Raw genomic sequence first — 25,767 nt, forward strand, 5'->3', positions numbered from 1 at the left:
TATTAATTTTCTACCTTGCTAATGGAGAACATACCTGAAAGGTCGCTGCTTCCATTTCCACCTAAATTATCTACGAATTTCACCATCTGCACAGCAGTATGGATGTTCGGAGTGGCATTGTCACCCATTCCTGTACCTGTAGACAAAGTAATGGTATTGGTTTTTCCACTTAATAATTTATCAAAATCAGCATTGATGGTGATTTTTGGAGATGTACGACCTACAATAGCTACTGAAGTCAGATTCAAAGAGATTTCCCTATAGGCATCTACTCCTTGGGTATAAGCACCTTCTTTACCTTCAACGGTACTTCCAGTATGGATAGACATCTTTTTATGGTCTGCACCATAAAATCCCTCTAGCTTCGTGAAACGGTAGCCTGAACCCCATTCCCACATCATTTCCGTATCATTTGCTCCTGCCGATTTATAAAAGTTAGGAAACTTGGTCTCATCCAAGGTATTCAACTCCTGTTTTACGCCTAAACCAAATTTGATCTGTTTGTACTCACCTGATGGAATATTGCTCAATACAAAATCCAAGGTTTGTGCTTTAGCTTGATTGACAACAGCTGCCCCTTTATCCAAATCATTAATGTTATATGGGATTTCCGTACCTTCTGCTTTGATCAAACGAATATTACTGATAACATACTTGATTTCTGAGAATTGATGCTCCTGCCCAGCAGCTGAAGTGTTTTTACTAGCAGTACTGCTATTGGCATCTCCCAATACAATGGTTTTACCTTTAAAGGTATTGTCAAAGTGTAAAGTAATATTATTAGCAACAGGATCTACATTATCCTTAGAACAGGATACGAACAAAGAAACAGCAAGTAAAGCAGCAATATATTTAATTGAATTTTTCATTAGAATAATTTCTTATTTATTTTTAATTATTTGATTTTTATAACATTAACTTCTCTTATATAAACTTAAACTATGCTATATATGGGTGGTGGAATAAAAATCTCCCTTAAGGGTTCCTTATAATAGACCTCCTGATAGCCTGTGATTACATCACACAACTCCGTATCGGAATCATTGACTATGAATTCAAAATCTGCAACAACGAGCATATCAACCCTCGGGTAGTTCTTGACAGTTGCGGTCTCCGAACTTTCCTGGTCTTCCAACTGCTTTTTCAAATGACACAAGCCGTGGCATTGCAACTCCGGTTTATTCTTATTCTCACAGAATTCCTTCTCAATTCTTTCTTGGTTGAGCTTAAAGTGCATAACGATAATGGCCTGCTGAAAACCAATCAGCACGGACAATAGCATTAACAAACCACTTATAACTCGAACCAACATGCTAGAAGCTCAATTTTATGGATGTAAAAATATTCCTACCCATCCTTGGGATATTCCCCCAGTCTGCATAGGTACTGTAATATTCATTAAAAAGGTTTTCAGCGCCCACCTGCAGCATAGCTTTGTATTTGCCAAATGCCAAGCTATAATCAGCTGAGACATTCCATACTTGGTAAGCTGCTGTTAGGTCTTCACCATATTCAGGGCTATAATTGCGCTGTTCCATATCACCGTTCAAGGAAGTCTGAATGCCAAACTTCTTGTACATGTAATGCAATGAGGTCTGATAACTCAATGGTCTGATGAAAGGTAGGTTTCCCCCTCTTTCATCCGTTGCACGGGCATAAGTCACATTTCCTTTCCAATGCAAATGCGGTAGGATATCATAATTTGCATTCAAACTGAAATTGAAGATCCTAGCATGATCTAAGGAGGTATAGCCTTTTACGCCTACCGATTGGTAGTTCATCGGGCTCCCTAAGCTTAAGATCCTTCCTACGATATAGTTTTGAATGTAGAAATAGTTAACCTTTGCATCGATCCCCATTCTTTCTGTCTTGAAACCGGCACTCGCATTTCCTTCGTAAGAGATTTCATTTTTCAGGTCCGGATTACCGATATAATCGTAGCGGTCAAAACTATTGTAGATATAATAACCATAACCTTCTGACACGGATGGTGCGCGTTGTCCATAACCTGTTCCTACAGAAAAATTAAACCTATCTACGCTTAGGTCATAACTGGCATGCAAGCCAGGAAGTATCCTGCTTTTTTCCTGAGGAGTACCTGGATGAAAGATCCAGTTAAATTCTACATACTTGGAGTGGTTATAGTTATAGCCTAATGAACCTCCAAAATTTACCCGGCTATTTTCCGTAAAGTCATAGGAATTGTTCATCGAAACACTTGCAAATCGACTGGTTACCCAAGGCCAACTGTAGGCAAACATGGTTTTCTTGCTACGGTCTTGAGGGTACATGGTCATTTCTGCAATCGAAAGGTTCTGATAGGCGTTCAATTGGATATCCGAACTGTAACGGCCTTCTTTCATGTTCACGCTAGAGACCAGACCAAATGTATTGCTCCAACCCGGCATATCCATATGCACAAGATTTTCTGGTCTTTTGGTATCGTCCATATAATGTTCGATGGCATTGAAATAGACTTTAGTGTCCCAGACCTTAAATATGCCCTCCTCAAACAATTGTTTATAGGCAGCTGAAGTAATAATCGCCCTAGAAAGCCATAGATCCATAGGTAATGCCGGGAAACCAACATCGTTAGCTTGGTCAAAGATGGCATCTACACGGATAGAGGACAGTTCGCTGGTCTTATAGGCCAATCCTAGAGAACTATTGAACTTCCGGTACTGCGAATGATTGACCACGTCATTATTCCCGTCCTGGTAATTCCCAGCTTTACGATATGCCACACTGGCATCAGCAACAAATTTATTGCTACTGTAGGAAAGGTTACCTAAGTTGAAAAACTGGTTATTATTGAATTCAAAACCACTTTGATAAGAACCTTTATATTGCGCAATGCTATCAAAAGCACTGCTTTTGCGTTTCAGGTCAATGCTTCCAGAGACTGTTGCACCGTGCATACTGCCTTCCTGACCCGACTTGATATCGATGGTAGACAGATTATTACTCTCCACATAAGAAGTAATAGGATCCATTTTATCGGTACAGGCACCAAAAATATGCATCCCATCGATGGTAATGGTAGATCGCTCCGAACTCATGTTGTTCAACATTGGTTCCCATGCATAAGCCCCTCTTTTGATAAAGCTGATTTTATCTGAGGAGGCCAAGAACTCATCTACCGAAACTGCCATTTTCATCTCAGTCTCAATCTTACGTTTCCTCAGGCCAGTCACTTTTACCTCCTCGATCTTTTGAACCGTATCTATTTTATTCTTTAGAGTATCCTGTGCTTGTGATTGTAGGGAAATAAGGATAAGCACGAATATGGATATGATTTTACGCATAGATTCTAGAATAAAATATCAATGAACAGTTCACTTTTTTTACCCTCTACCCCAGGTGTAAAATCTTTAGGCACTTCGGTTCCTTTAAGGATCTTTCCATTTTGGTTCATGAAAATGAAATTCAAGGTCCAGTTTCCTGTCATGGTATAGTTCACTACCCCATGATAGAATCCATCTTCTCCTTGAACTAGATCCTTATTGTTTGGCGAAGAATGGTTACCCATGGAAGGTTCGGGCATCCTTGGATCTAATTTTAGCGTAAAGCCTTTGACCTCAGAATAATTGAACTGGGTTGGATCCGGAAACGTTCCATTTGCAGGAGTCGAAGGCTTATTATACTTGTAAATCCCCGCTTGCAAATTGTTTTCAGCCACTTTTGGTGCTCTAGGACCTAATAAGGCAATAAAGTATTGTTCATCATCATTTCCGAAAAAAGAAACCATATTCAGGTTTTTATTCGTCTGCTCCTTTACCATAATAGGCTCCTTGATCAGTACCTCCTGGTTTCCAACCTTTAACCTTAAATACAGATCCCATTTGTTTTCATTGCTGCTCAGCTCCGTAAATACGGCATAGGCAGCATAGAACTTCTCTGCGGTGTTATAAACCAATTGATAGCGATGCGGACAGGAAACTTGATTGCCTTGAGCATCATTTAAAATGGGCAAGAAACCTAAGGCTGCAGAATTAATCTCTGCATTGTTGTCTTTATTGTAAACTTTTAACCTCAGCTCATTGTAGCCTTTGGTCAAAGTTCCATTCAAAGCTTGTACACTTACTTTCAAGCCATTTTTTTCAAATGAATAGGCTTCCTTAAACTCTAATTGTCCAGGTTGTTCTGTACCGATTTCGGCTTCATAATCTGTTTTTTCTTTTGTACAGGATATGAATAATAGGCACAGCGAAATAATTACTATTATTTTCTGCATTATGTAAAAAGGTATTGCTGTTTAAAATGTAATGAAGGGCAGTAAGGAAGATGGAGTTAAGCTATCGCATATAGACCAACAAACGAAAAAATCGCTAGGACGTCAATTAATCCATAAAACTCAAATAAGGGGTATCCTACTGCAAGGGATTAAGCAATCGGAGGACGGAATAGCGGATTACTGAATTCGAATCTATATTCAGAAATATAGATCGGAAGCGGTTTTTCAACAGGCTCCTCTACAGTAATAGGTTTGATCAATGTACTGAATTCTTTATGGACATAGTGAGAACTATATTCATAAACCACGAAATTCTTTTTGGACTCTTTTTTCTCTTTGTCTCTGATCTTCTGCATCAATACACACTGACCATTACAGTGTAAGTCCGGGCGGCTCTTGTTGATACAGTTGGCAATGTAATCCGGAAGATGAATCTCATACTCCATAGTCAAGATACTGCGATAAAAAGATTGCAGTGTCAAGCTCACTAAAAGGATATATGTAAAGAAGAGTTTCAAATCTGGGTTATTGTCTTTAGCAAATATGCCACAAAGATAAGGAAAGATTCTATCATAATAATAAAATTGAGGTATTATTTTGGAGAATTTGAACCAGGATGGAAGGGATGAGAGGATGGACCAAGATTTGGGTAGAACCAGGATGGAAGGGATGAGAGGATAGACCAAGATCATGGTATGAATATGGCTTCCTAGACTATATTTGTCCACAATCCCGTAGGGGCGAATCGCATTCGCCCGCTTCATATTTTGAATAAATAGTTGTATTGCATTGGCGTACAGTCTCTGTACCTGCAGTTAATCCCACACTGTCACCCTGAGAAATAAAAATTTGAGATAAATTTATCGGAAGGTGATGACAGATGTTGGCAATGAAAATCTATTAGCTCTTTTGTTTTTTTTAAATATAGAACCCCATTTGGGGTTCCATTATTTTAGCAGACATGGCACGTTAGCCTGGAAGTCGCGCAAAAACGATGTTCGATAAATCGAACATCGTTTTTGCATTAGCCCTATATTGTTTACCATCCATGCTAAAATAATTCATCCCCGCTGGGGATGTATGGCGGATTAAAAATATTCTTCTGAAGAGGAAATATAGGTCAAAATACCTAGAAACACAGATTTAACAAACGTTCATTGGTACGCAGGTAGGGTCTCGGAACTTTACAAACATTGATTGTATTAGCGTACAGTTCCGGTGCAGGCGGTTAACTCCACACTGTAACCCTGACGCAGGAAGGGTCTCGGATCAATACAAACAAAGATTGCATTGGCGTACAGTTCCTGTACCTTCGGTACAGGATGACAGGACTTGGTGGAGGAAAAACGTACAGATTCTTCACTAATCGTTCAGAATTAGAAATTCCCAGAGAGGGATTCAGAGCACAGCGAAGAATCTATTTTTTAATATTTTTAAGAATTGCCGTCATCCCGAATCGTAAGATGGGGAAACCATTTTTGATTTTAAGAAACGGATCGAAAAAAGAGTTTTATTCACCCTAATGTTTGAAATAATTACAGAAATGAATGTAGCAGGTGTATGCGATACGTCCTACGAATCTTGATAAATAGAAAGCTAGAAATTGTCATTATCTTGGTCCATCCGGTGGGTGAGTGGAGTCGAACTCCGAATCCCATCCATCCTGGTTCAAAAACATCCACAAAAAAAGAGCAATTCTCATTGCTCTTCCCTATTCCATATCTTCAGGACATTTCTATCCCAATACTGATTTCAATTTATCAACCTGAAAATCCACCAACTTCTGTAAAGGACCAGAAGCCATCATTTTCATCATCATATTCAAACCTGCTTCGATAACAAAGGTAGCACTGGTGCTATTATCAGATGAAGGTTCCAATTTCCAACGTAAAGTCAATGGAAAAGGTGCTTCCTCGATAGGTACACTTACCAACTCTTTGTTTTCTAGTCTTTCACTGATACGAAGGGACAGTTTAGCCATATTCTTGATGGTAAATCTTGCCTCATCGGCTGTTGAGCTCCAGTTAACAATGTTTTCTGGCATCAACTGCTCGTGATTGTTCATATCCGAAAGAAAATTATAAACCTCTGCAACGGGTTTATTGATTTCTACAGTGTTTTGAATAATAGTCATAGTTTATGATTCTGGGTTCCAGTTTGCTGGATCAATTTTCCATTTCTCCAAAAGTTCGATATCCGATTCTAAGATATAGCTATTAGAAGCGGCAACATGAATTAGGGCATCGTAGTTACACAAACTGTGGAAAGTACATTTTGCTTCTTCAAAGTTCTTGCGTGCAACTTCTAAACCGTAAGTAAAGATCGATACTAATCCCACAACATTACAACCTGCCTCGCGCAATGCTTTCACGGCCTGTAAACTGCTTTTTCCGGTAGATACCAAATCCTCAATGACAACAACACGCTGACCTGAGATTACTTCACCCTCAATCAGGTTCTGACGACCATGATCCTTAGCACTGCTGCGAACATAAGAAAAAGGCAAGCCTAAATCTTGTGCTACCAATACGCCCTGAGGGATCCCTGCTGTCGCTACTCCCGATATCATATCAACCGAACCAAACTCCTCTTGGATCAATTGTGACAACTTTTGACGAATGTAAGTACGGATAGCTGGATGCGATAACGCAACACGATTATCACAATAAATTGGTGACTTCCATCCAGACGCCCAAGTAAAAGGGTTTTTAGGTTGTAATTTTATTGCTTTAATTTGCAATAAGGATTCAGCAACTTTTTGTTCAACCTCATTTAAATAATTCATGGCACAAATTTATAAAATTTATATGAACCAATCTCTGTTAATTTTGGCAGATTTTACCCCTCATATTAAAGAAAACGTTCAAACAATTGGTTTACAAGACATTGATCTGGAAAAACTTTTCAACGAGTCCGCCCACAGCACAGATAAAACTGTGTACCTATACATACACCCTAATATCAGAAAAGTTTTTAAAAAGATATTATCTACAACCCGTATCGTTAAAGCAGCCGGTGGATTAGTTACCAATGGAAATGGCGAATACCTATTTATCCATCGCCTTGGAAAATGGGACCTGCCTAAAGGGAAAGTGGAAGAAGGTGAAAAAATGAAAGATGCCGCCCTCAGGGAAGTTGAAGAAGAATGCGGAATCGAGGTCGATTACCTAGGTAAAAAGCTGGCAACAACCTACCATACTTATTATATGCGAAACAAATTCGTATTGAAGCAAACCAAATGGTACCAAATGGGAGTTAACAAAATCCCTAAGCTGACACCACAACTGGAAGAAGACATTGATCAGGCAGAATGGCTAAAGGCTTCTGAATTGAAAAAAGTTAAGGAAAACACCTATCCTTTGATCATGGAAATCGTTGAGACCATCAAAAAATAAATAAAAAGGGGAGCTGAAAATCAGCTCCCCTTATATTTTCTGTTTTTTTGATTCTATCCAAAGAACTTTTCTGGGTCGAAACCATATTGCTTCAAGACATCAGCCGGCACACCATTCCAAACACCTGGCTTGTTACCAACGTATCCGATATCCTTTACCCCCATTTCACTGGTAAAAAATCCAGTTGAGGTCAAGTCACGCATCAAGGAAAAGAAGGCTACCCCCTGAGCCATCTCTGGCTTAGCTTTTTGCGGATAGGCAATCTCATCGACCATGGCAATCTGTTCATCCTTTTTACATTTCACAAAGGCATTTCCATAGGTCTTTTGACATTGAACGTCAAGCCATTTCAAGCCTCCACGTAAAGGTGTCTGATAGCTTGGGATATCTTTGGACATGAATTCGATAAAGGCCGGTACTCCAGCTTCTGACGCACTGCCAGAGACATCATCTTTTGGGATAATGATATCTGCCAAAACCGTAATGGTCGCTAATTCATGATCTGTAAAGAACTTCTCGGCCATTAAGGCTTCAGTCCGTTTATATTCAAATTCCTGTACCCCGGGTAATTTTTCAGAACTGCCTGCGGCAGCTTTCCCGGCTTGCCCTGAGCTTTTATCATCTTTACAGGATGCTGCCAATACGCCAGACCCTGCTGCAAGTAGCCCTAAGGCTTTAAGTGAATCTCTTCTGTTCATCGCTTTTGGGTTATGCTAATTTTTTGTTTTCTTCTAATATATATTCTGCTGTACGCATGGACAAAGCCAAGATGGTCCATGTCAAGTTTTTATCGCCCTGTTGCACGAACGGACCTGCATCCACTACATACACATTCTTGCAGTCATGCGCTTGCCCCCATTTATTCAATACGGAAGACTTCGGATCATTCCCCATTCGGGTAGTACCCCCTTCATGGATAATCTTTCCTGGAGCTTCTAAGCCATAAAGGGTATCCGCACCTGGGATATTGGAGGTAATAATTGCCCCCATCTCATGCATAATGGATTGGAAGGTATCTTGCATGTGCTTAGCTTGTGCAATTTCCTCGTTGGCCCATTTATAGTGGAAGCGCAATACCGGGATACCAAACTTATCCACTTTCGTAGGATCGATCTCACAATAATTGTCTTTCCTTGCCAAAGCGGTACCACGACCTGCCATCCCTACGTTTGCACCATAGAAACGACGGTAATCATTTTTCAGTCCAGCTCCATAGCCACCCATATCCTTTTTAGCCCCATCTGCTCCGGGAACCATACCATTTACGTTTGGCACCCAGTTCATAAAGCCATAGGATGGCATGTGCAAGCCACCACCGTATTCAATATGGTAACCTCTCGGGAAATTCAACTTCTTGTTGTCCTCCCACCAAGGCGAATAGATATGAACACTTCCGGTACCATCCTCATTATATCGTTTTCTATCCAATAGCTCAGGAATGAAACCACCTAAACTAGCGCCAGTAGAATCATGTAAATATTTTCCAACTAGACCACTGCTGTTTCCGATTCCACCTGGATGTGCTTTGGATTTTGAATTTAATAGCAACCTGGCACTTTCGCAGGCACTAGCCCCTAAAATCACCTTCTTACCTTTTACAGAATATTCTTGCAGATCTGTAGTGTTTACATAAGAAACCCCAATAGCCAATCCCTCGTCATTGGTCAGAACCTCACGGACCATGGCATTATCGATCACTTTCAAATTACCGGTTTTCATCGCAGGGATTACCAAACAAGAAGAAGAGGAGAAATCTCCGTATACCTTACATGAACGGCCACATTGTCCACAGTAGAAACAAGTTCCCCTACCCTTGATCTCAGGAGAAGCCTCCGTCAATACAGCACCACGTCCCGGAATTACAGGTACGCCTGCCTTTTTAGCACCTCTATGGATAAACAGTTCATTTAACCTAGGTTTTGGTGGTTTCATAAAGATCCCATCCGGCTCATTATGGATGCCCTCAACCGTTCCATAAATACCGATCATACGGTCTACACGGTCGTAATAAGGTTTGACCTCATCATACGTAATCGGCCAAGCATCGGTAAGCCCATCAGTAGGTTGGAAATCATCCGGTCCCATCCTTAAGGAAATACGGCCCCAGTGATTTGTCCTTCCGCCAAGCATCCTTGCTCGGAACCATTCAAATTCAGTACCGGCAACTTTGCTATAAGGTTCACCATCTAATTGCCAACCGCCATAAGCCGCATCAAAATCACCAAAAGGTCTTGTGACACCTGCCCCTCGTCGTGGAGACTCCCATGGCCATCGCATTTGCAATGCATCCTTCGCAGGATCAAAAAACGGACCCGCTTCCAGCATGAGGACCTTTAGCCCTGCATTTGCCAAAATATATCCTGCCATACCGCCTCCAGCTCCTGACCCCACAACTATGGCATCAAAAACCTCAGGGTTTTCTTTAATTTGAAAAACACTCATAAACTTTTGTGATCTTGATTTAAATTCGGTTTAAATGAAAGCATATTCTTGCTTATACTATTTAGCAACACTAAATATAGCAATTCTATCGCCCAATCCAAGTATCATTAGATAAAATTTTTGATACGTAATGATCAATATTTCTTCATAAAGGTAAATTTTTCTCTAGCAAAAACTCAGGCAAAGTGAAGTAGAATCCCAAACTCAATCCATGAAATAAGCGAGCAATTTCTCCCTAGCATGTTCGAGACTCATTCGAGACATATTCGGGAAAGCTTGCAGAATCTATCGAAAATTGAAGCCGTAATATGGAGTACATTTTGCGAAATTTCCGAATGTGTCTCGAATGAGTTCCACTTAAACTCCCAGAAATATAAAGAGGCAAGAATTTTAGCTGCTCTGATCCACATTCAAATCCATGGAAGGAATTGCATGGTAATAAAATTTTAGGGGTTCACAAAGACTATACAATTAATCCCTTGCTCATACTAAGATACAAACTGATCGATAAGGGGAGAAGCCTTAAAGATTCTTTAAAAATAAAAAGGGACTGAATTTCTTCAGTCCCTAAAAAAAAATAAAAAAAATATCTATCTGTACATTTCTTCACGTTGAGCTTTTACAGCTTCAGAATTAATGTACTCATCATAAGTCATCAACTTATCGATAATACCATTTGGCGTAAGCTCGATGATACGATTAGCTACGGTTTGAGTTAACTCATGATCTCGAGAGGTAAATAACACCGATCCCTTAAAGTCATTGATACCGTTGTTCAATGCCGTAATGGACTCTAGATCCAAGTGGTTGGTAGGTTCATCGAAAATCAAGAAGTTAGCACCTTGAAGCATCATCCTTGAGAACATACAACGCATTTTCTCACCCCCTGAAAGCACCGAACATTTCTTAAGCACTTCTTCGCCAGAGAAAAGCATCTTGCCCAAGAAACCACGGATAAATTGCTCATCAGCATCTGGTTTAGTGGTATAATCTCTTAACCAGTCTACCAAGTTATCTGTTTTTCCTTCGAAAAATTCAGCATTATCAATAGGCATGTCGGCAGGTGTAATGGTTACCCCCCATTTAAATTCACCAACATAATCTTGATCGCGTCCAGCAAGAACATCATAAAAAGCAGAAGTAATCAAGTTATTTTCTGCCAATACAGCGATCTTGTCCCCTTTATTGACCATAAAGCTGATATGCTTGAAGTATACTTCGCCATTCACGGTCTTGCCTAAATTCTCTACGGTCAAGATTTGATCTCCCGGATCTCTGTCCATCATATTGAACATAATAGCAGGATATTTTCTGTTTGAAGGTTTGATGTCTTCAATGTTGATCTTATCCAAAGCTTTCTTACGGGAAGTCGCTTGTTTTGATTTAGAAGCATTGGCAGAGAATCGACGGATAAATTCCTGTAATTCCTTCACCTTATCTTCCATTTTCTTGTTTTGGTCAGCACGCTGTTTCAATGCCAATTGTGAAGACTCGTACCAGAACGTATAGTTACCGGAATAGATAGTCATCTTACCAAAGTCAATATCGACGATATGTGTACATACCGCATCAAGGAAGTGACGGTCGTGTGATACGACCAATACAATTGCTTCATAGCTAGCAAGGAAATCTTCTAACCAAGCAATGGTATTGATGTCCAAGTCGTTGGTAGGCTCATCCAGGATCAAGATATCCGGATTACCAAACAAAGCTTGCGCCAATAGGACACGAACTTTTTCATTACCATCCAACTCCTTAACTAATTTATAGTGAAGTTCTTCTTTAATCCCAAGGTTGCTCAATAGGGTCGCTGCATTGCTTTCCGCATTCCAGCCATCCATCTCTGCAAATAGGCTTTCCAGTTCACCAGCTCTTTCACCATCAGCATCAGAGAAATCTTCTTTCATGTAGATTTCATCCTTTTCCTTCATCACCTTATACAGCTCTTGATTACCCATCATGACCGTTTCGATAACTGAGAACTCATCAAATGCGTAGTGGTTCTGATTTAATACAGACATTCTCTCCCCTGGAGTAAAAGCAACGGATCCAGAAGTAGGATCTACTTCTCCAGAGATAATTTTTAAAAAAGTCGATTTTCCGGCACCATTCGCTCCGATAATACCGTAACAGTTTCCAGGAGTGAACTTTAAGTTGACATCTTCGAATAGGACACGTTTGCCATAACGAAGAGATAAATTCGAAACGTTAATCATGTCGCAAAGATACAGTTATTTATTGAGTTTGGGAAGGTTGTAAGCAGCCCTTTTTATCGCTTGTTCTTGACTAATTTTTATGCAACTAACTCAGTTTCATTTTGTTTCGAGAACATTCTGAAATAGCAGGTTAATTTTATTGAAATTTTTTAAAAAATACTCTTAAACCTTTCATAAATTGCGATGTCAATATGATATACTTTAACAATTATTAATTAAATTAACATGAAAGCAGTATTTTTAATTGCCTTGTCCTTTGTTGTTTTGTTTACAAGCTCATGCGGAACTATTTTTACCGGAACCAAGCAAAATGTGATGATCAAATCGTTTCCAAGTGGAGCTAAAATCCAGGTGGATGGCGTCGACCGAGGAGTCACTCCTGCTACGGTATCCCTGAAGAAAGGTTTTAACGGTCCGGTCATTACCTTGACCAAAGATGGTTATGAAAAATACCAATTCAATCCTGAAACTACCTTCAACACGGTTTCTATTTTAAACTTACTAGGTATGGTAGGTTGGGCCGTGGATGCTGCCACTGGGGCCATGATGAAATATGACCCTAAATTCTATGAATTGGAACTGAAACCAGCAAATCCATAATTTTTAGAATTTTGAGAAAAAGCCATGCTTCATTGCCATGGCTTTTTTTATAATCTTTCCAATTCGGCAGAGAGCGCTTTTAAATCCTGCTTCATCAAATTGATATTTGATTCCAATTGATCATACATATCTGCCCTATTTTCCAACTGCTCGCTCGTATACTCGCCCCCTTCGCCAAAATAGAGATCCAACATCTCTTCTTCTGATGATTTGGTAATCTGCCCGAAGCTGCTCCATTTCTGAACGATTTGTTCCCTTAAAGAAGACTTGATTCCATTTTCAGGACTGGAATAGTTTAAATAGTACCAAACCGCTGCTGGGAAGTTCTTCGAAGTTGCTGCACCGAACCAAACATCGCGCAAGGCATTTCTCTTATGGAAGAAATCGGTCTTTTCATCATTCAGCAACATCATCACACCGAATGAAGCCTCAGCAACACCCGTGGAGATACCTACCACATGGCTAGCCCCTTCATCCTTGACAACACCTTCCGTCAAGATAGCACCCAAGGCACCAACCACGATAGCTGCCACCGTGAGTTTAGATTCTTTATCTCGAATTTTTCCTTCAAGGTAGTTGGCGACTTGGCTGGTCCGCTCCTCTTCACAGTCCATTTCTGAAGAAATGGCTGAAATTTCTAGAGAAGAACTATTGATCTTCTGATCGATCGCCTGCTTTAACTCCAACAGGTCCAATCTATATTTCAGATCATCGGGAGCTGGGTTTTGCTTTAATTCCGCATATTTTGAGACGGTCTTCAGAATGCCAATCGCATTGGCCATATTAAGGCTATTGAAGGTCAATTTACTTTGCAATAAAGGGGATACCGATTGTTCGTGCAGGGGAATTGGTAGACTGTCCACATCATATTCATACACATTTTGCTGATTACAGTTGCTATGGTGCAACAGGTCCCTAATCTCAAGGTTTTTGACAGAAGCGCAGGAATTCAGCAAGATAGTTCCTATAAGCAGGAGGAATGAGAAATTTAACCTTTCCATAATTTTGTTGGAGCAAATAATAGTCGTGTAATAATTAGACAATATTCTAGCTTGAAATCGATAATTCCAAGTAAATTCGAAAATTTTCGCGAACTGAAAATCAATTAACCCGAGGATGGAGGGAGGATTTCAAGGATAATCTTCACAGAATTTATTTGTGATATTTTCTAAAAAAAACCTTTACTTTACACAATAATTAATGGCTAATAACTATTTAAACCAAATTAATGGATAATATTATCTCCTCGATCTCCAATCTAGTATGGAGTGAAGTTTTAATTTATTTGTGCTTATGCACAGGGCTTTACTTCTCCATTCGAACAGGATTCCTTCAAGTTACATACCTAAAAGACATGATCAGGCTACTCTTCGCCAAGAAGAAATCTGACGAAGGTATCTCATCTTTTCAAGCCTTTGCTTTGGCAATTTCAGGCCGTGTCGGTACAGGGAACATTATAGGTGTGGCGACCGCCATATTCTATGGTGGGCCAGGCGCCGTATTCTGGATGTGGGCAATTGCCTTTTTAGGTTCTGCATCAGCTTTTGTGGAAGCGACTTTAGGTCAATTGTACAAACAAAAAGAAGGCAATGAATTTAGAGGAGGTCCAGCCTTCTATATCGAAAAAGGTCTTGGCGTAAAATGGTATGCCGCAATATTTGCTATTCTTACCATTGTAAGCGCTGGTTTATTGCTTCCTGGTGTGCAAAGTAATGCGATTGCATCCTCGGCATTCAATGCCTATCAAATCGACCCATCCTATACAGGAATTGCCATTGTAGGATTATTGGTCCTTATTATTTTCGGCGGTGTAAAAAGACTAGGAACTGTAGCCGAGTTTGTGGTGCCATTTATGGCTGGTGGTTATATATTGATGACCTTGATCATTATTGGAATTAACTTCCAACAAATTCCTGAGGTATTTGCACTTATCTTTAAAAGTGCCTTTAGCTTAGATGCTACTTTTGGTGGTATTATCGGTATGGCGATTGCATGGGGTGTAAAACGCGGAATCTACTCCAACGAAGCTGGACAAGGTACTGCACCTCACGCAGCTGCAGCGGCAGATGTATCCCATCCCGCTCAACAAGGATTGGTTCAGGCATTCTCAGTTTATGTAGATACCTTATTTGTTTGTACCGCAACAGCCCTGATGATTTTATTTACTGGCATGTACAATGTAACAAATGTGGATGCTGCAGGACAACCTACGACATTGTTGGTAGAAAACCTGCCAAATGTAGATTATAATGGCTTTACGCAAGCAGCAGTATCACATCACTTCCCTGGATTTGGAAATGGCTTCGTTGCTATTGCCCTCTTCTTCTTTGCGTTTACTACAATTATGGCTTATTTTTATTACGCAGACACCAACGTTGCCTATTTGGTAAAAAGTGAAAAAGCCAGAAAAATCATTGGCTGGATCTTTAAGATTGTCTTTTTGAGCACGGTTTATTTTGGAACGGTAAGGACAGCAGACACAGCATGGGCGATCGGTGATATCGGTGTAGGTTTAATGGCATGGACCAATATTATCGCCATCTTGCTATTGAGCAAACCAGCGATGAAGGTTTGGAAAGATTATAAAAGTAAAAGAAAACAAGGAATAGAAGACCCTTCGTTTGACCCTAAGGCTATTGGAATTAAAAATGCCGAGTATTGGGAAAACAATCAGGATTAAAACCAAGCTTCTGAATACAAAAAAGCGAGATTTGAGTGCGTTATCAAGTCTCGCTTTTTTAGTTAATGAATCCCGAAGCAGGTAGTAGCAAACACTAAAACGAATGCCACTAATAACAACAGAATTAAAGTTGTCAATGGGGTCCTTTTCATTTCCTTTGCTTTATGTTTATTCTGGTGATTGTAACTAAAGTTACACAATATTTCCTATTAGCAAAGCATCAAGGCTTTGGAAATCAGTTTTTAATGGTTAAAAATATGGCCTAATAATGCCAAAGTATAGATTCTCTATCCACGAAAGATTTGATTGTCTGAATAATATGCTAATTTTGGGAAATTTTTTTCATTTAATCTAAGCTTATGAATAAAGGCAATTTCTGGGCCTTATTACCGCTAATCCTGTTTGTCGTGATATACTTTGCAGGATCATTTATACTAGGGGATTTTTATGCCTTACCTGTCCTTGTTGTATTTGTGCTTTGTCTTTTTGTTGCATTTTTTCAATTTCCTAAGAAAGCATTCAATGAAAAATTAGTCCATTTTGCTCAAGGAGCGGGAAACGAGAACATCTTGATCATGATCTTGATTTTCCTTTTGGCAGGCGCCTTTGGCGAATTATCCAAAAACATTGGGGCCATCTCCTCCACCATCAATTTTGCCTTAACCTATATACCGGCTCAGTATGTGATAGCAGGACTGTTTTTGGTTTCCTGTTTTATATCCACCTCTTTAGGGACATCTGTAGGGACGATTGTCGCCCTTGCACCCATTGCTGTTGGTTTGGAAGAGAACATTAGCGGTATCATGCCTATTGCCTTGGCGGCTGTCATAGGCGGGTCCATGTTCGGAGATAACCTATCTTTTATTTCGGATACCACCATCGCAGCGACCAGAACGCAAGGCGTTGGTATGAAAGAAAAATTTAAAGTGAACTTTAAGATGGTACTCCCTGTAGCCATTATCGTGATGATCATCTATGCGTTCCAGGGTAACCAGATGCTGCATAATACCACCAATATGAATGTGGGAGATTTTGAATTGGTCAAGATCCTGCCTTATGTATTGGTGTTTATTTTGGCCTTGTCTGGCCTGAATGTGATCTGGACTTTGGGAATCGGTATCTTAAGTGCAGCAGTCATCGGATTGAGCACAGGTTCCATCGACTTCCTAAAAGTCTTAAAATCCATTAATGATGGATTTGCAGGCATGTTCGAATTGAGTATCTTATGTTTGATCATCGGTGGTGTTGTGGGTATAATACGATACAATGGAGGTATTGACTATTTGTTGAATACGGTGACCAAGCGCATCAATTCGAAGAAAAGAGCTGAACTGAGTATTGCTTTTTTGGTTAGTTTGGTCAATTTGGCTATTGCAAACAACACGATTACCATTGTTATTGTTGGTCCAATAGCAAAGGATATTTCAGATGAAAATGGATTGGAAGGAAGCCGGGTAGCCAGTATACTGGACACGATTTCCTGTTTTATCCAAGGGTTGGTTCCTTATGGAGCGCAGATATTAGCAGCTATGGCGGCAGCAAATGTGGTGCTATCGGAGGAAGGAAAGGCATTGCTCTCTCCAATAGATGTGATGCAATATCTTTATTATCCTGTTTTGATGGGTATCGTGGCTTTCTTGTTTATTGTCTTCAGAAAGGACAAACCACAGTTACAGGTTGCATAAGCTACATCCGGATGCTGTTACAGCATCCTGCCTTTCATGTCCAACTTCTTGATCAGATTGGATTTTACGATGGCATATAGGCTATCCTTGGCCTCAGCGAAAGATATTCCATAACGCCTTGTTTTTGGATGTAATTCATCAGGGAATCTAGCCAATAGAGCATCATAATATGCATCTAATCCAGCTTGGTCGGGCATTTCATACTGGATCCTGATCTGGAACCTTCTGATCAAAGCGCTGTCAATAATGTTCACATGGTTGGTTGCACAGATCAACAGGACATCAGCGGGTAAATAATCGATTTGTTGGATTATGGAATTGACCAAGCGGCGCATTTCTCCTACATCATTATCATCATCTCCCCTCGCCTTCCCCAGTTGATCAAATTCATCTAAAAACAGAACAGCTTTATCACGTGCTGCACGATCAAAAACCTGCTTCACATTTTGGGAGGTCTCCCCGATCCTTGAATTGATGACATTACTCAGATTCAGGATGATCAATGGCTTGCCTAAGCTGTTTGCTATGGCTTTGGCGGTGGTCGTTTTCCCACAGCCTGAATGTCCGAACAGGAGAACTTTATTGCTTACGGGCAGACCATACTCATGGAGTTCCTCAAAATACCGATGCTCTTTAATAAGCTGATCGATCTTTGAGCGATTTTCTTCACTCAAGAACACATCATCAAGTAATACAAGGTCTTTATCCTTAATAATAAGGTCCTGGATATTCATAGTTTCAAACGACTGTTTAGACCGCAAATATAAGGCTTAAATGGAAATATGAGACAATAAAAAGCCGCTCAATTCATTTTGAGCGGCTGATCTATTAAACCTTTTTTCGGTTATTTCCAGAATCGGTATCCAATAACTTATAATTCGGATCGACCCCTACCTCTACTGGTTTTTTATCGACCGTGATCTTCAGCTTATTGTTGATCTTATCGATCTTTACCTTTTTCAGGTATAGGATATTATCTACCTTAAAGCCATTCTTTTCGATAGGATCGCCAAGGACTGCAACCTCTACATAATCCTGCAAAGGCAAGGATTGGACGGTGTTTTTACCGTTTTTAATTGTTAAGGCTGTTCCTTTGGTATCTTCATAGCTCTTTTTGCCCAAAGGGTCAGTCCTATATTTTGATACTTGGAAATCAATATCCACTTCGTATTTACCGTTTGCCAGCTTCTTAACCTTGGCATCCTTGACCTCATTGTCGTAAATCGTAACGGTTTCAAACAAGTCTTTAATCAAATATTGCAAAGAATCTGGAACTACGGGTCTCAGCATATTGACAAACTCAATGGAGGTGGTATATGGCGGATTCTGGAACTTCACTTTCTTGTTATAGCTTTTTAGGAATTCGTTGAATTTCTTCTCCCCTAAATAATCGCTCATGGCATACATCACCAAGGAACCTTTGTTATAATGGATGTAGCCTTGGTTTTCATTGAACATCAATGGATTTTCACGGATCTTTTCTTGAGCTCTTCCCAATAGATACTGATCTAAGGCATCCTTCAGGAACCTAAACATCTGTTCTTTGCCATAGGTATGTTCCAAGACCTTTAAGGAACTGTATTCTGCCAATGATTCAGACATCATGGTTGTACCCTGGGTATTGGCACCGATCACCTGATGGGCCCACCATTGATGGGCAAACTCATGGGCAACCACGGAATATGGATAATCTACTGCATCTGGGTCATCCTCATCTACTTTGGCAATGAAACCTATACCTTCTGAAAAAGGCACGGTATTGGCAAATGCCTGCGCAAATGTCCCCATCGAAATTGGAAACTCAATAACTCGCATTTGCTTGAACTGATAAGGCTCATAATTGGATTCATAATAGTCCAAGGATTTCTTCATGGATGCCATCATCCTATCGAGGTTATACTCATGTCCTTTATGGTAATATATCTCCAAATCCACCCCATTATGCTTTTCTTTTTTGGTCTCATATTTAGCAGACATAAAAGAGTAGAAATTCAAGATCGGCGTATCCATCTTATAATGGAAGTAACGTTTATCTCCACTGGTCCATTCTTTTTGCAAATAGCCTGGAGCAATGGCAATCTGATCTAGGTTAGTGCTTACAATGGATTCATAATTGATCCAATCGGCATCGTTGGAAATGTACGTATTCCCTAGTTTGCTTGAGTCTCGAGGGTCTGCCATCCTGTTTTTATCAGGTAAGCCATATTTCTTACGGACCCTATTATCGGAAAGCTCTGCAGCTTCAGAATAAGTTAGGGTTGGAAACATCATATTGTTCAGGAATGTGCCATTCTCCAATACCGGGGAACGATCGAACAAGAAACCATTCTCTTTATTTTTGATGGTATAATCAATCCGCAAGGTATCTCCAGGATTTAAAGGTTTAGCCAGGGTATAGATATCAACCGCCAAAACCGTGTCTCTTAAGAACAACTTGGCTTCCTCTTCAAATTCGATATCGATGAGGTTATTATCGCTTTTATTCATAAAGATGGTATCGATAGGTTCCTTCGTTTTATTCAAATAAGTGAAAGAAGCCCCTGCCTCGAAATTTCTGTTTTTTGGATCTATGTCCAATTGAACAGATACATCAATCAATCGAGGTATGACCCTATCCGCATACTTTTTGTATTTCTTTTCATAGTCAACCAACTGCATCTCTCTTTCAAGCGCGCTATAACGAGGCTGTTTTATATTATTTTCTACATAGATCGCATAGCCTAACCCGATAAAGCCAACAAAGGCTAGTAGCATTGGGATAAGCAATGCTGGTTTAGATCGTTTGAAGAGAAGGTTGATTTTCTCTTTGATATTGGAAACGATTCCTCGTCTCCAGAACAACAGCGTTATGCCGAAAAGTCCCAGTCCAAAAAGGATCCAATAGATTCGATAATAGATAAAATGGCGGATATCGGCATAGCCATTCATATCTGAATATTGAAACGATGCCCCCTCTCCTGGTTTGAAGATTGCTTGTTCGATTCCAATCTTGGATAAATAGGGAATGGTGAAGAACAAAATCAAGCAAATAATAAATCCTATAAAATAATTCTTGAAGAAATTATGGATGAATAAGGAGAATAGGATCAGGAAAAGGAACTGTAAAGGATATAAGACGAAGAGTTCAAAGGCATAGTGCCCAAGCTCGAAGTTATAGAAACCTTTATAGGTTTGATATACAATACCATTGATCAAACAAACGAGCATAACCAAGTACACCAATTTTATCATGGCCAAGACCTTTGAAAGCAGTAATACCCAGTTAGGAACTGCTGTAGCCTCAATCAAGAGGAACATATTGCTCTGTCTGGATCTTTGGATCAGCATCCCCGCAAATAGGAAGATCATGATGTTCAGGAAGAAAGTATAGATACTTCCCATGGCTACCAGCACTTGCCAGGTTACGGGATAGGTATAGGTTCCAAACAATTCGCCGGAGACTGAAATCACGATCAAGACAAACAAAAAGGCTATGCAGAGTAGAATGATAAAGGTCCAGTTCTTGATCAAGAACTTAAAGTCCTTATTGGAAAGGCTCCAACTAAGTTTGAGGTTTGCAAGGAAGCCATAATCTTTTTTAACTTTTGGCAATGCAATTTTCAGTATGCTCCCAAAGTTATCTTTTGTCATCCTTTCGGATTCTTTTGGCTTCTTAAAGGATATGCCTAGCTGAGAAAAACTGAATTTAAAGTAAACCAAGCCTAAAAACAAGAGTGAAACGGCTAACCAGATTAACCTATTGTAGATCAAAACACCCTTGATCGGTAATAGATTGGTATTCTGCTCATCTACACTCCAATAGCGGCTATAGTATTGAATGGGTTCAAATCCGAATGGATCTAACAATGCTACCAAATAGCGATTGTCTACATTTCTGACTGCTGTATCAAATAGGGATTGCAACAGGAACAAAATAAGGACGAAAACAAATCCTACATAGATATTTCTGCTGAAGGTAACTAGGGCAAAAATAATGCTCCCGAAGAGGATAAAGTTAGGCAGAACGGTTATCAGGAAACCTACGATATAGGCCATTGGATTATTGGGTCCCAATAACTCTGGATTAATCCCTGGATAGAACTGCCCTGCGTAATAGCCTATACCACAAATAATAGCTATCAGCGTAACTACGACAAAAGAACTCAGAAATTTTGCTGAAAGGTAATTCAGCTTATCCAGTGGATAGGAAAACAGTAAGGTATGTACGTTATACAGATAATCCCGATAGACCGATGCGCCGATGATAGTCGGTAGCAGGAAATAGATCAGGGTTGCAAAGCTATTGAAGAAGCTAGCGATCCTGATTGGGGAATTTAGGTATACAGGTGTCGAGGTTGTGCTCGTCACAGCATCAAATGCTCCCAAATTGGATATAGTTGTTAAGAAAGCTAGGCCAAAATAAATAGCACAGTACACATAGAACACTGGTTGCTTCAACCAACGCTTGATCTCAAAGAGAAAGATGGTCTTAAACATTTACCTTATCGCTCTTAAGGGTTACGAAATAAACATCTTCAAGGATCGGAGTTGCCGGACTAAAGGATTCGTGTGGCTGTTGTTCTGCATATACCCGGATATTTAAGCTATTATCCTGGTTGTAATTGGAAGAGATCACATTATAGATGCTGTTTTCCTTCTCAAAATCAGCGCGATCAATTTTCTTCTTCCAGATCTTTCCAACTAGGCTATCGGTACCTTCTTGGGTACTTCCACGGAAAAGGACCTTCCCACCATTCATAATAGCGAGTTCATGGCAAAGCTCACGTACATCATCGACGATATGCGTGGAAAAGATTACCGTATGTTGTGCGCCGATTTCTCTTAAGACATTTAAGAAACGATGTCTTTCGGCAGGGTCTAAACCGGCAGTAGGCTCATCAACAATGATCAGTTTGGGGTCGTTTAGCAGCATTTGAGCAATACCGAAACGTTGCTTCATACCACCTGAATAGCCACTGACACTCTTGCTTCTAAAATCGTATAGGTTCGTGATTTCTAAGGCATTGGATACAATCTTCTTGCGGTCTTGTTTATTACTGATGCCCTTTAATTCCGCGAAATAGTTCAGCAGGTCCTCAGCGGAAAGGTTGGGATATACACCAAACTCTTGCGGTAGGTAACCGAGAATACGCCTCAAGGCATTGTTGTCCTTCAGGACGTCAATATCTCCGAACTGTATACTTCCACTATCAGGGCTTTGTAGCGTAGCGATAGTCCGCATTAGAGAAGATTTACCGGCACCATTTGGCCCCAATAAACCAAACATCCCTGCTCCGATTTCTAAATTAACATCATCAAGTGCTTTTACACCGTTGTTATATGTCTTCGTTAAATTACTGATCTTAAGTTCCATTTATAATTGATTGTTGTTTTCATAAATTAGTACGTTTTTGTTAAAAAAAGTAACAGAAAAATTAAAATATTTTTTTCTGTTACTTTTTTTAAGACTTAAAACTGTTAGGCATTAGACCTAAGACCTATGGAAAAGGAACAAAAAACAACGTCTAGAGATGAATATTAATACCTAGTACCATTTGCAAAGGTCTGTTGTCTTATCTCGTTTGTCTCTTAGTCTAAAACCAAGAAAGCCGACAATTTCTTGTCGGCTTTCTTGGTTTTATATTAATTTTTATTTTTTGTAATACTTCATGGCTTCAGGAACCATTGCTTGCAATTGGCTAATACGTCTAGCATCACTAGGGTGAGTACTTAACCATTCAGGGTTCCCTCCTTTTTTGCCTTGGGACATTCTTTCCCAGAATGCTACAGCTTCTTCTGGATTGTAACCTGCCATTGCCATCAAGATAAGACCAGCTTTATCAGCTGCTAATTCATCATTTCTTGAGAACTTCAATGATCCTACTTGGTATCCAATACCATAGATCTGGTTGAATAGACCTGTATATCTGCTATTACTGATTGTTCCAGCAGCATTTAATAATTGTGCACCGAACTGTGCCGCCATAGCATTTGAAACTTGAGATACCGAATGCTCTTCGATGGCGTGTGCAATCTCATGGCCCATTACTGTAGCCAATCCTGCATCATTCTTAGCTATCGGTAAAATACCCGTATAAACTGCCACTTTACCTCCTGGCATACACCAAGCATTCACTTGGTCACTTTCAATTAGGTTGAATTCCCAGTTGAAGTTGAATTTATCAGCAGCCCCAATCTGCCTCAAATATTCATTTGTTGCCGCAGCAATTCTGTTACCCACTCGTTTTACTTGCGTAGCAGCAGCAGAACCTGTTTCAACTTTTGAGCTATTTTTACTTAAAAAATCTTTATAAGCCAATGCAGCTTGGTTATTGATAGTCTGAGAGTCTACCAGTTTTAGATACTTTCGCCCGGTTATGGCGGAAGTGGCACAACCTACCAATGTAGCTCCTAAGAGCAGCATGGAGGCGTATTTTGTTATTCGTTTCATAAGTGTTCTTGATTTAGTTTATCTAATACATTTAAATTATCTTGAAGTATTAAACAAAACTTGTACCCAAAAGTTTAATCCTGTGTTTTTTTCTTGAATAAATATATTTTGGATTCTTTGCCTTTGAGCAGTCTCTCTATGTTTTTCTGGTGAGTGACTAAAATTAGGGCACAAATTGCGATTCCATATAAGAGAATGGAAGGTACGGTGGTCTTAAAAATAAATGCTACACTAAATGGGAAGGCGAAGCCAGCCATAATGGAGCTGAGGGATACATAATGCGTGACTAGGAGTACGACTAGGAAAACTGATACACATACCAGCGCTGCAGGCCAATGGATCGCAAGGACCATCCCGAATAAGGTCGCCACACCTTTACCGCCTCTAAAGCCAGCAAAAACGGGAAATAAGTGTCCTAAAACAGCGATTACCCCCAATGCCAATTGAACATTGACAAATTGAGGAGCATCATGGTTTCCTACAATCGTGGCATCTAATAAATAAGGTAAATTGGTTGCAGTCCATCCTTTCAAAATATCGACGAACATCACAATGGAACCAGCCTTTTTGCCTAATACCCGGAAGGTATTGGTGGCACCAGCATTTCCACTTCCATATTCACGTACATCAACTCCATAAAATGCCTGCCCAAACCATACCGCAGTAGGGATCGAACCGAAAAGATATGCTAATATGACAATTCCAACAAGGTATATTGATATCATTTACAGCAATTTACTAAATAAGTTTTGCTTTTAAGCTTAAATCCAGACTTTTGACGGAATGCGTCAATGCCCCTACAGAGATAAAATCTACCCCCGTTTTTGCATATTCAGCAATCGTATCCAAAGTGATCCCGCCAGAAGCCTCCGTCACCAATCTATCCCCAACTAAATCAACGGCCTCCTTCACTTGAGCAGGACTGAAGTTATCTAACATAACACGATCCACAGCCTGTAGTTTTAGGACTTCGGTTAATTCTTCAAAATTCCGGACTTCTACTTCGATCGCAATATCTAATTGGTTTTGTTTTTTGTAATCAAAGGCTGCATTTACCGCAGCTGAGATACCCCCAGCATAATCCACATGATTATCTTTGATCAAGATCATATCATATAGACCAAAACGATGGTTGGAACCTCCTCCGATTTCAACAGCTTTCTTCTCCAAAAACCTTAATAAAGGCGTTGTCTTCCGGGTATCCAATACCTTTGCAGCAGTTCCAGCTATGGCCTGCACATATTGGGCAGTTTGGGTAGCAATACCAGACATGCGCTGCATGATATTGAGCACCAAACGTTCACCTTTAAGAATAGTATGGATTTTACCTTTTATTTTGAAGGCGATGTCTCCGTATTTTACAGAGCTGCCATCAGCGATAAGCTGTGTAAATTCTATGGATGGGTCAATTTGAGAAAATATTTCTTTAGCCACTTCCATCCCTGCAAGGACACCCTCTTCTTTGACTAATAATTGAGCCTCTCCTAATTGTTCTTCTTTTATCGTAGATAATGAGGTATAATCCCCTGCTCCTACATCTTCAACAAGGGCTTCTTGAACAAAATGTACTAGTTTATCTTTGAATTCTCTCTCCATTTACAATTTAAAATTAAGCGAAGATGAATAAAAATATATTTATATGGAAACTTAAATACGAAAAACTAAACATTATTCTATCCGAAGTTCATTGATTTGGGCATCTCCCCCCGACTGAACTAACTTGACAAAAACACGGTAAGAACCTTGATTTGTCTTGATCTGATAGACTATATAAAAACTGTTGTTACTGCTGTTAGTTCGTTGAACCTGTTTAACTTCGGAGGTTTTGGTCAACCGGAAAAAGTCGCTCAATATCACTTCAGCTTGGAACTTTGAATAATAACCTGAATCATTCTTGATGGAAAGAGAAACATTTTGCCCAAAAAAGTTTGCCACGTTCTTGGCGTTGTTCGCCTTTAGAGCACCTAAAAGCTCTAAAGCTACGTCAGATTGAAAACTAGTGAGCAATAGAAACGGCAAAAGCAGCATTGCAAGAGCAATCTGCCTTATTTTTTTCCAATAACCATTCCACATTCCTAACATAAT

General features: G+C 39.8%; 22 protein-coding genes. 4 read left to right on the forward strand and 18 right to left on the reverse strand.

The features are described 5' to 3' along the window. Positions 1-2 precede the first annotated feature (2 nt). From ACK2WI_RS03485 to pyrE, 7 genes are all read right to left on the reverse strand, one after another. Entirely contained in the window at positions 3-869 is an 867-nt protein-coding gene (locus tag ACK2WI_RS03485) for an MbnP family protein (RefSeq protein WP_409149784.1), read from the reverse strand. A gap of 65 nt (positions 870-934) precedes the next feature. Further along, positions 935-1,312 carry a hypothetical protein gene (locus ACK2WI_RS03490; protein ID WP_409149785.1) on the reverse strand — a complete coding sequence of 126 codons (378 nt, stop codon included), beginning with the start codon at positions 1,310-1,312 and terminating at the stop codon, positions 935-937. 1 nt (position 1,313) lies between these two features. Then, entirely contained in the window at positions 1,314-3,305 is a 1,992-nt protein-coding gene (locus tag ACK2WI_RS03495) for a TonB-dependent receptor (RefSeq protein WP_409149786.1), read from the reverse strand. 5 nt (positions 3,306-3,310) lie between these two features. Next, positions 3,311-4,234, reverse strand: coding sequence for a hypothetical protein (locus tag ACK2WI_RS03500; protein WP_409149787.1), 924 nt, complete (start codon positions 4,232-4,234; stop codon positions 3,311-3,313). Positions 4,235-4,383: 149 nt separating this feature from the next. Then, a complete protein-coding gene (locus tag ACK2WI_RS03505) occupies positions 4,384-4,998 on the reverse strand; it encodes a hypothetical protein (protein ID WP_409149788.1) in 615 nt (204 codons plus the stop codon). A 971-nt stretch (positions 4,999-5,969) separates the two neighbouring features. After that, positions 5,970-6,368 carry an SRPBCC family protein gene (locus ACK2WI_RS03510; protein ID WP_093095891.1) on the reverse strand — a complete coding sequence of 133 codons (399 nt, stop codon included), beginning with the start codon at positions 6,366-6,368 and terminating at the stop codon, positions 5,970-5,972. 3 nt (positions 6,369-6,371) lie between these two features. Next, entirely contained in the window at positions 6,372-7,019 is a 648-nt protein-coding gene (gene pyrE / locus ACK2WI_RS03515; protein WP_093095889.1) for an orotate phosphoribosyltransferase, read from the reverse strand. Between the two features lie 22 nt (positions 7,020-7,041). On the opposite strand from pyrE, the gene ACK2WI_RS03520 reads away from it, so the two are divergent. Continuing rightward, positions 7,042-7,629, forward strand: coding sequence for an NUDIX domain-containing protein (locus ACK2WI_RS03520; protein WP_312696150.1), 588 nt, complete (start codon positions 7,042-7,044; stop codon positions 7,627-7,629). Positions 7,630-7,682: 53 nt separating this feature from the next. Here the strand turns inward: ACK2WI_RS03520 and ACK2WI_RS03525 are convergent, their stop codons facing one another. The 3 genes from ACK2WI_RS03525 to ACK2WI_RS03535 all read right to left on the reverse strand — a co-directional run bounded on the left by ACK2WI_RS03525 (position 7,683) and on the right by ACK2WI_RS03535 (position 12,287). Then, positions 7,683-8,327, reverse strand: coding sequence for a gluconate 2-dehydrogenase subunit 3 family protein (locus ACK2WI_RS03525; protein ID WP_313367403.1), 645 nt, complete (start codon positions 8,325-8,327; stop codon positions 7,683-7,685). Between the two features lie 10 nt (positions 8,328-8,337). Further along, positions 8,338-10,071, reverse strand: coding sequence for a GMC family oxidoreductase (locus ACK2WI_RS03530; RefSeq protein ID WP_409149789.1), 1,734 nt, complete (start codon positions 10,069-10,071; stop codon positions 8,338-8,340). A gap of 590 nt (positions 10,072-10,661) precedes the next feature. Further along, positions 10,662-12,287 (reverse strand): ABC-F family ATP-binding cassette domain-containing protein, encoded by a 1,626-nt coding sequence (locus tag ACK2WI_RS03535; RefSeq protein ID WP_093095882.1) that lies wholly within the window; start codon positions 12,285-12,287, stop codon positions 10,662-10,664. Positions 12,288-12,512: 225 nt separating this feature from the next. On the opposite strand from ACK2WI_RS03535, the gene ACK2WI_RS03540 reads away from it, so the two are divergent. Then, positions 12,513-12,887, forward strand: a complete 375-nt coding sequence (locus ACK2WI_RS03540) for a PEGA domain-containing protein (RefSeq protein WP_093095880.1) — start codon at positions 12,513-12,515, stop codon at positions 12,885-12,887. 47 nt (positions 12,888-12,934) lie between these two features. Here ACK2WI_RS03540 and ACK2WI_RS03545 read toward each other — a convergent pair whose 3' ends face one another. Next, positions 12,935-13,888 carry a hypothetical protein gene (locus ACK2WI_RS03545; RefSeq protein ID WP_409149790.1) on the reverse strand — a complete coding sequence of 318 codons (954 nt, stop codon included), beginning with the start codon at positions 13,886-13,888 and terminating at the stop codon, positions 12,935-12,937. Positions 13,889-14,115: 227 nt separating this feature from the next. Here ACK2WI_RS03545 and ACK2WI_RS03550 point away from each other — a divergent pair, with 227 nt between their 5' ends. After that, positions 14,116-15,567, forward strand: coding sequence for a sodium:alanine symporter family protein (locus ACK2WI_RS03550; RefSeq protein ID WP_093095876.1), 1,452 nt, complete (start codon positions 14,116-14,118; stop codon positions 15,565-15,567). Positions 15,568-15,926: 359 nt separating this feature from the next. Further along, entirely contained in the window at positions 15,927-17,252 is a 1,326-nt protein-coding gene (locus ACK2WI_RS03555) for a Na+/H+ antiporter NhaC family protein (RefSeq protein WP_409149791.1), read from the forward strand. A gap of 17 nt (positions 17,253-17,269) precedes the next feature. Here ACK2WI_RS03555 and ACK2WI_RS03560 read toward each other — a convergent pair whose 3' ends face one another. The 7 genes from ACK2WI_RS03560 to ACK2WI_RS03590 form a co-directional block, all read right to left on the reverse strand. Then, positions 17,270-17,986: an AAA family ATPase gene (locus tag ACK2WI_RS03560; protein WP_409149792.1), complete on the reverse strand. Its 717-nt coding sequence runs from the start codon at positions 17,984-17,986 to the stop codon at positions 17,270-17,272. Positions 17,987-18,080: 94 nt separating this feature from the next. Continuing rightward, positions 18,081-21,728: a M1 family aminopeptidase gene (locus tag ACK2WI_RS03565; protein WP_409149793.1), complete on the reverse strand. Its 3,648-nt coding sequence runs from the start codon at positions 21,726-21,728 to the stop codon at positions 18,081-18,083. Then, entirely contained in the window at positions 21,721-22,605 is an 885-nt protein-coding gene (locus ACK2WI_RS03570; protein ID WP_409149794.1) for an ABC transporter ATP-binding protein, read from the reverse strand. Before ACK2WI_RS03570 ends, ACK2WI_RS03565 begins: the two co-directional genes overlap by 8 nt. Positions 22,606-22,881: 276 nt before the next feature. Further along, complete coding sequence (locus ACK2WI_RS03575) at positions 22,882-23,682, reverse strand: M48 family metallopeptidase (RefSeq protein ID WP_093095867.1); 801 nt, start codon at positions 23,680-23,682, stop codon at positions 22,882-22,884. Positions 23,683-23,756: 74 nt separating this feature from the next. After that, on the reverse strand, positions 23,757-24,407 hold the full coding sequence (gene plsY, locus ACK2WI_RS03580) for a glycerol-3-phosphate 1-O-acyltransferase PlsY (RefSeq protein ID WP_409149795.1): 651 nt from the start codon (positions 24,405-24,407) through the stop codon (positions 23,757-23,759). A gap of 13 nt (positions 24,408-24,420) precedes the next feature. After that, on the reverse strand, positions 24,421-25,278 hold the full coding sequence (gene nadC, locus ACK2WI_RS03585; protein WP_409149796.1) for a carboxylating nicotinate-nucleotide diphosphorylase: 858 nt from the start codon (positions 25,276-25,278) through the stop codon (positions 24,421-24,423). A 72-nt stretch (positions 25,279-25,350) separates the two neighbouring features. Further along, complete coding sequence (locus ACK2WI_RS03590; RefSeq protein ID WP_175486280.1) at positions 25,351-25,755, reverse strand: DUF4783 domain-containing protein; 405 nt, start codon at positions 25,753-25,755, stop codon at positions 25,351-25,353. Between the last annotated feature and the right edge of the window lie 12 nt (positions 25,756-25,767).

Origin of the sequence: Sphingobacterium sp. BS-2 (assembly GCF_046161205.1) — a bacterium.
Classification (GTDB): Bacteria; Bacteroidota; Bacteroidia; order Sphingobacteriales; family Sphingobacteriaceae; genus Sphingobacterium; species Sphingobacterium mizutaii.

Coding starts and splice junctions, on each gene's coding strand:
- ACK2WI_RS03590 (WP_175486280.1), bottom strand. CDS start 25,755: ATGTGGAATGGTTATTGGAAAAAAATAAGGCAGATTGCTCTTGCAATG.
- pyrE (WP_093095889.1), bottom strand. CDS start 7,019: ATGAATTATTTAAATGAGGTTGAACAAAAAGTTGCTGAATCCTTATTG.
- ACK2WI_RS03540 (WP_093095880.1), top strand. CDS start 12,513: ATGAAAGCAGTATTTTTAATTGCCTTGTCCTTTGTTGTTTTGTTTACA.
- ACK2WI_RS03535 (WP_093095882.1), bottom strand. CDS start 12,287: ATGATTAACGTTTCGAATTTATCTCTTCGTTATGGCAAACGTGTCCTA.
- ACK2WI_RS03550 (WP_093095876.1), top strand. CDS start 14,116: ATGGATAATATTATCTCCTCGATCTCCAATCTAGTATGGAGTGAAGTT.
- ACK2WI_RS03525 (WP_313367403.1), bottom strand. CDS start 8,327: ATGAACAGAAGAGATTCACTTAAAGCCTTAGGGCTACTTGCAGCAGGG.
- ACK2WI_RS03500 (WP_409149787.1), bottom strand. CDS start 4,234: ATGCAGAAAATAATAGTAATTATTTCGCTGTGCCTATTATTCATATCC.
- plsY (WP_409149795.1), bottom strand. CDS start 24,407: ATGATATCAATATACCTTGTTGGAATTGTCATATTAGCATATCTTTTC.
- ACK2WI_RS03565 (WP_409149793.1), bottom strand. CDS start 21,728: ATGTTTAAGACCATCTTTCTCTTTGAGATCAAGCGTTGGTTGAAGCAA.
- ACK2WI_RS03505 (WP_409149788.1), bottom strand. CDS start 4,998: ATGAAGCGGGCGAATGCGATTCGCCCCTACGGGATTGTGGACAAATAT.
- ACK2WI_RS03545 (WP_409149790.1), bottom strand. CDS start 13,888: ATGGAAAGGTTAAATTTCTCATTCCTCCTGCTTATAGGAACTATCTTG.
- ACK2WI_RS03490 (WP_409149785.1), bottom strand. CDS start 1,312: ATGTTGGTTCGAGTTATAAGTGGTTTGTTAATGCTATTGTCCGTGCTG.
- ACK2WI_RS03520 (WP_312696150.1), top strand. CDS start 7,042: ATGAACCAATCTCTGTTAATTTTGGCAGATTTTACCCCTCATATTAAA.
- ACK2WI_RS03495 (WP_409149786.1), bottom strand. CDS start 3,305: ATGCGTAAAATCATATCCATATTCGTGCTTATCCTTATTTCCCTACAA.
- ACK2WI_RS03560 (WP_409149792.1), bottom strand. CDS start 17,986: ATGAATATCCAGGACCTTATTATTAAGGATAAAGACCTTGTATTACTT.
- nadC (WP_409149796.1), bottom strand. CDS start 25,278: ATGGAGAGAGAATTCAAAGATAAACTAGTACATTTTGTTCAAGAAGCC.
- ACK2WI_RS03575 (WP_093095867.1), bottom strand. CDS start 23,682: ATGAAACGAATAACAAAATACGCCTCCATGCTGCTCTTAGGAGCTACA.
- ACK2WI_RS03530 (WP_409149789.1), bottom strand. CDS start 10,071: ATGAGTGTTTTTCAAATTAAAGAAAACCCTGAGGTTTTTGATGCCATA.
- ACK2WI_RS03510 (WP_093095891.1), bottom strand. CDS start 6,368: ATGACTATTATTCAAAACACTGTAGAAATCAATAAACCCGTTGCAGAG.
- ACK2WI_RS03485 (WP_409149784.1), bottom strand. CDS start 869: ATGAAAAATTCAATTAAATATATTGCTGCTTTACTTGCTGTTTCTTTG.
- ACK2WI_RS03555 (WP_409149791.1), top strand. CDS start 15,927: ATGAATAAAGGCAATTTCTGGGCCTTATTACCGCTAATCCTGTTTGTC.
- ACK2WI_RS03570 (WP_409149794.1), bottom strand. CDS start 22,605: ATGGAACTTAAGATCAGTAATTTAACGAAGACATATAACAACGGTGTA.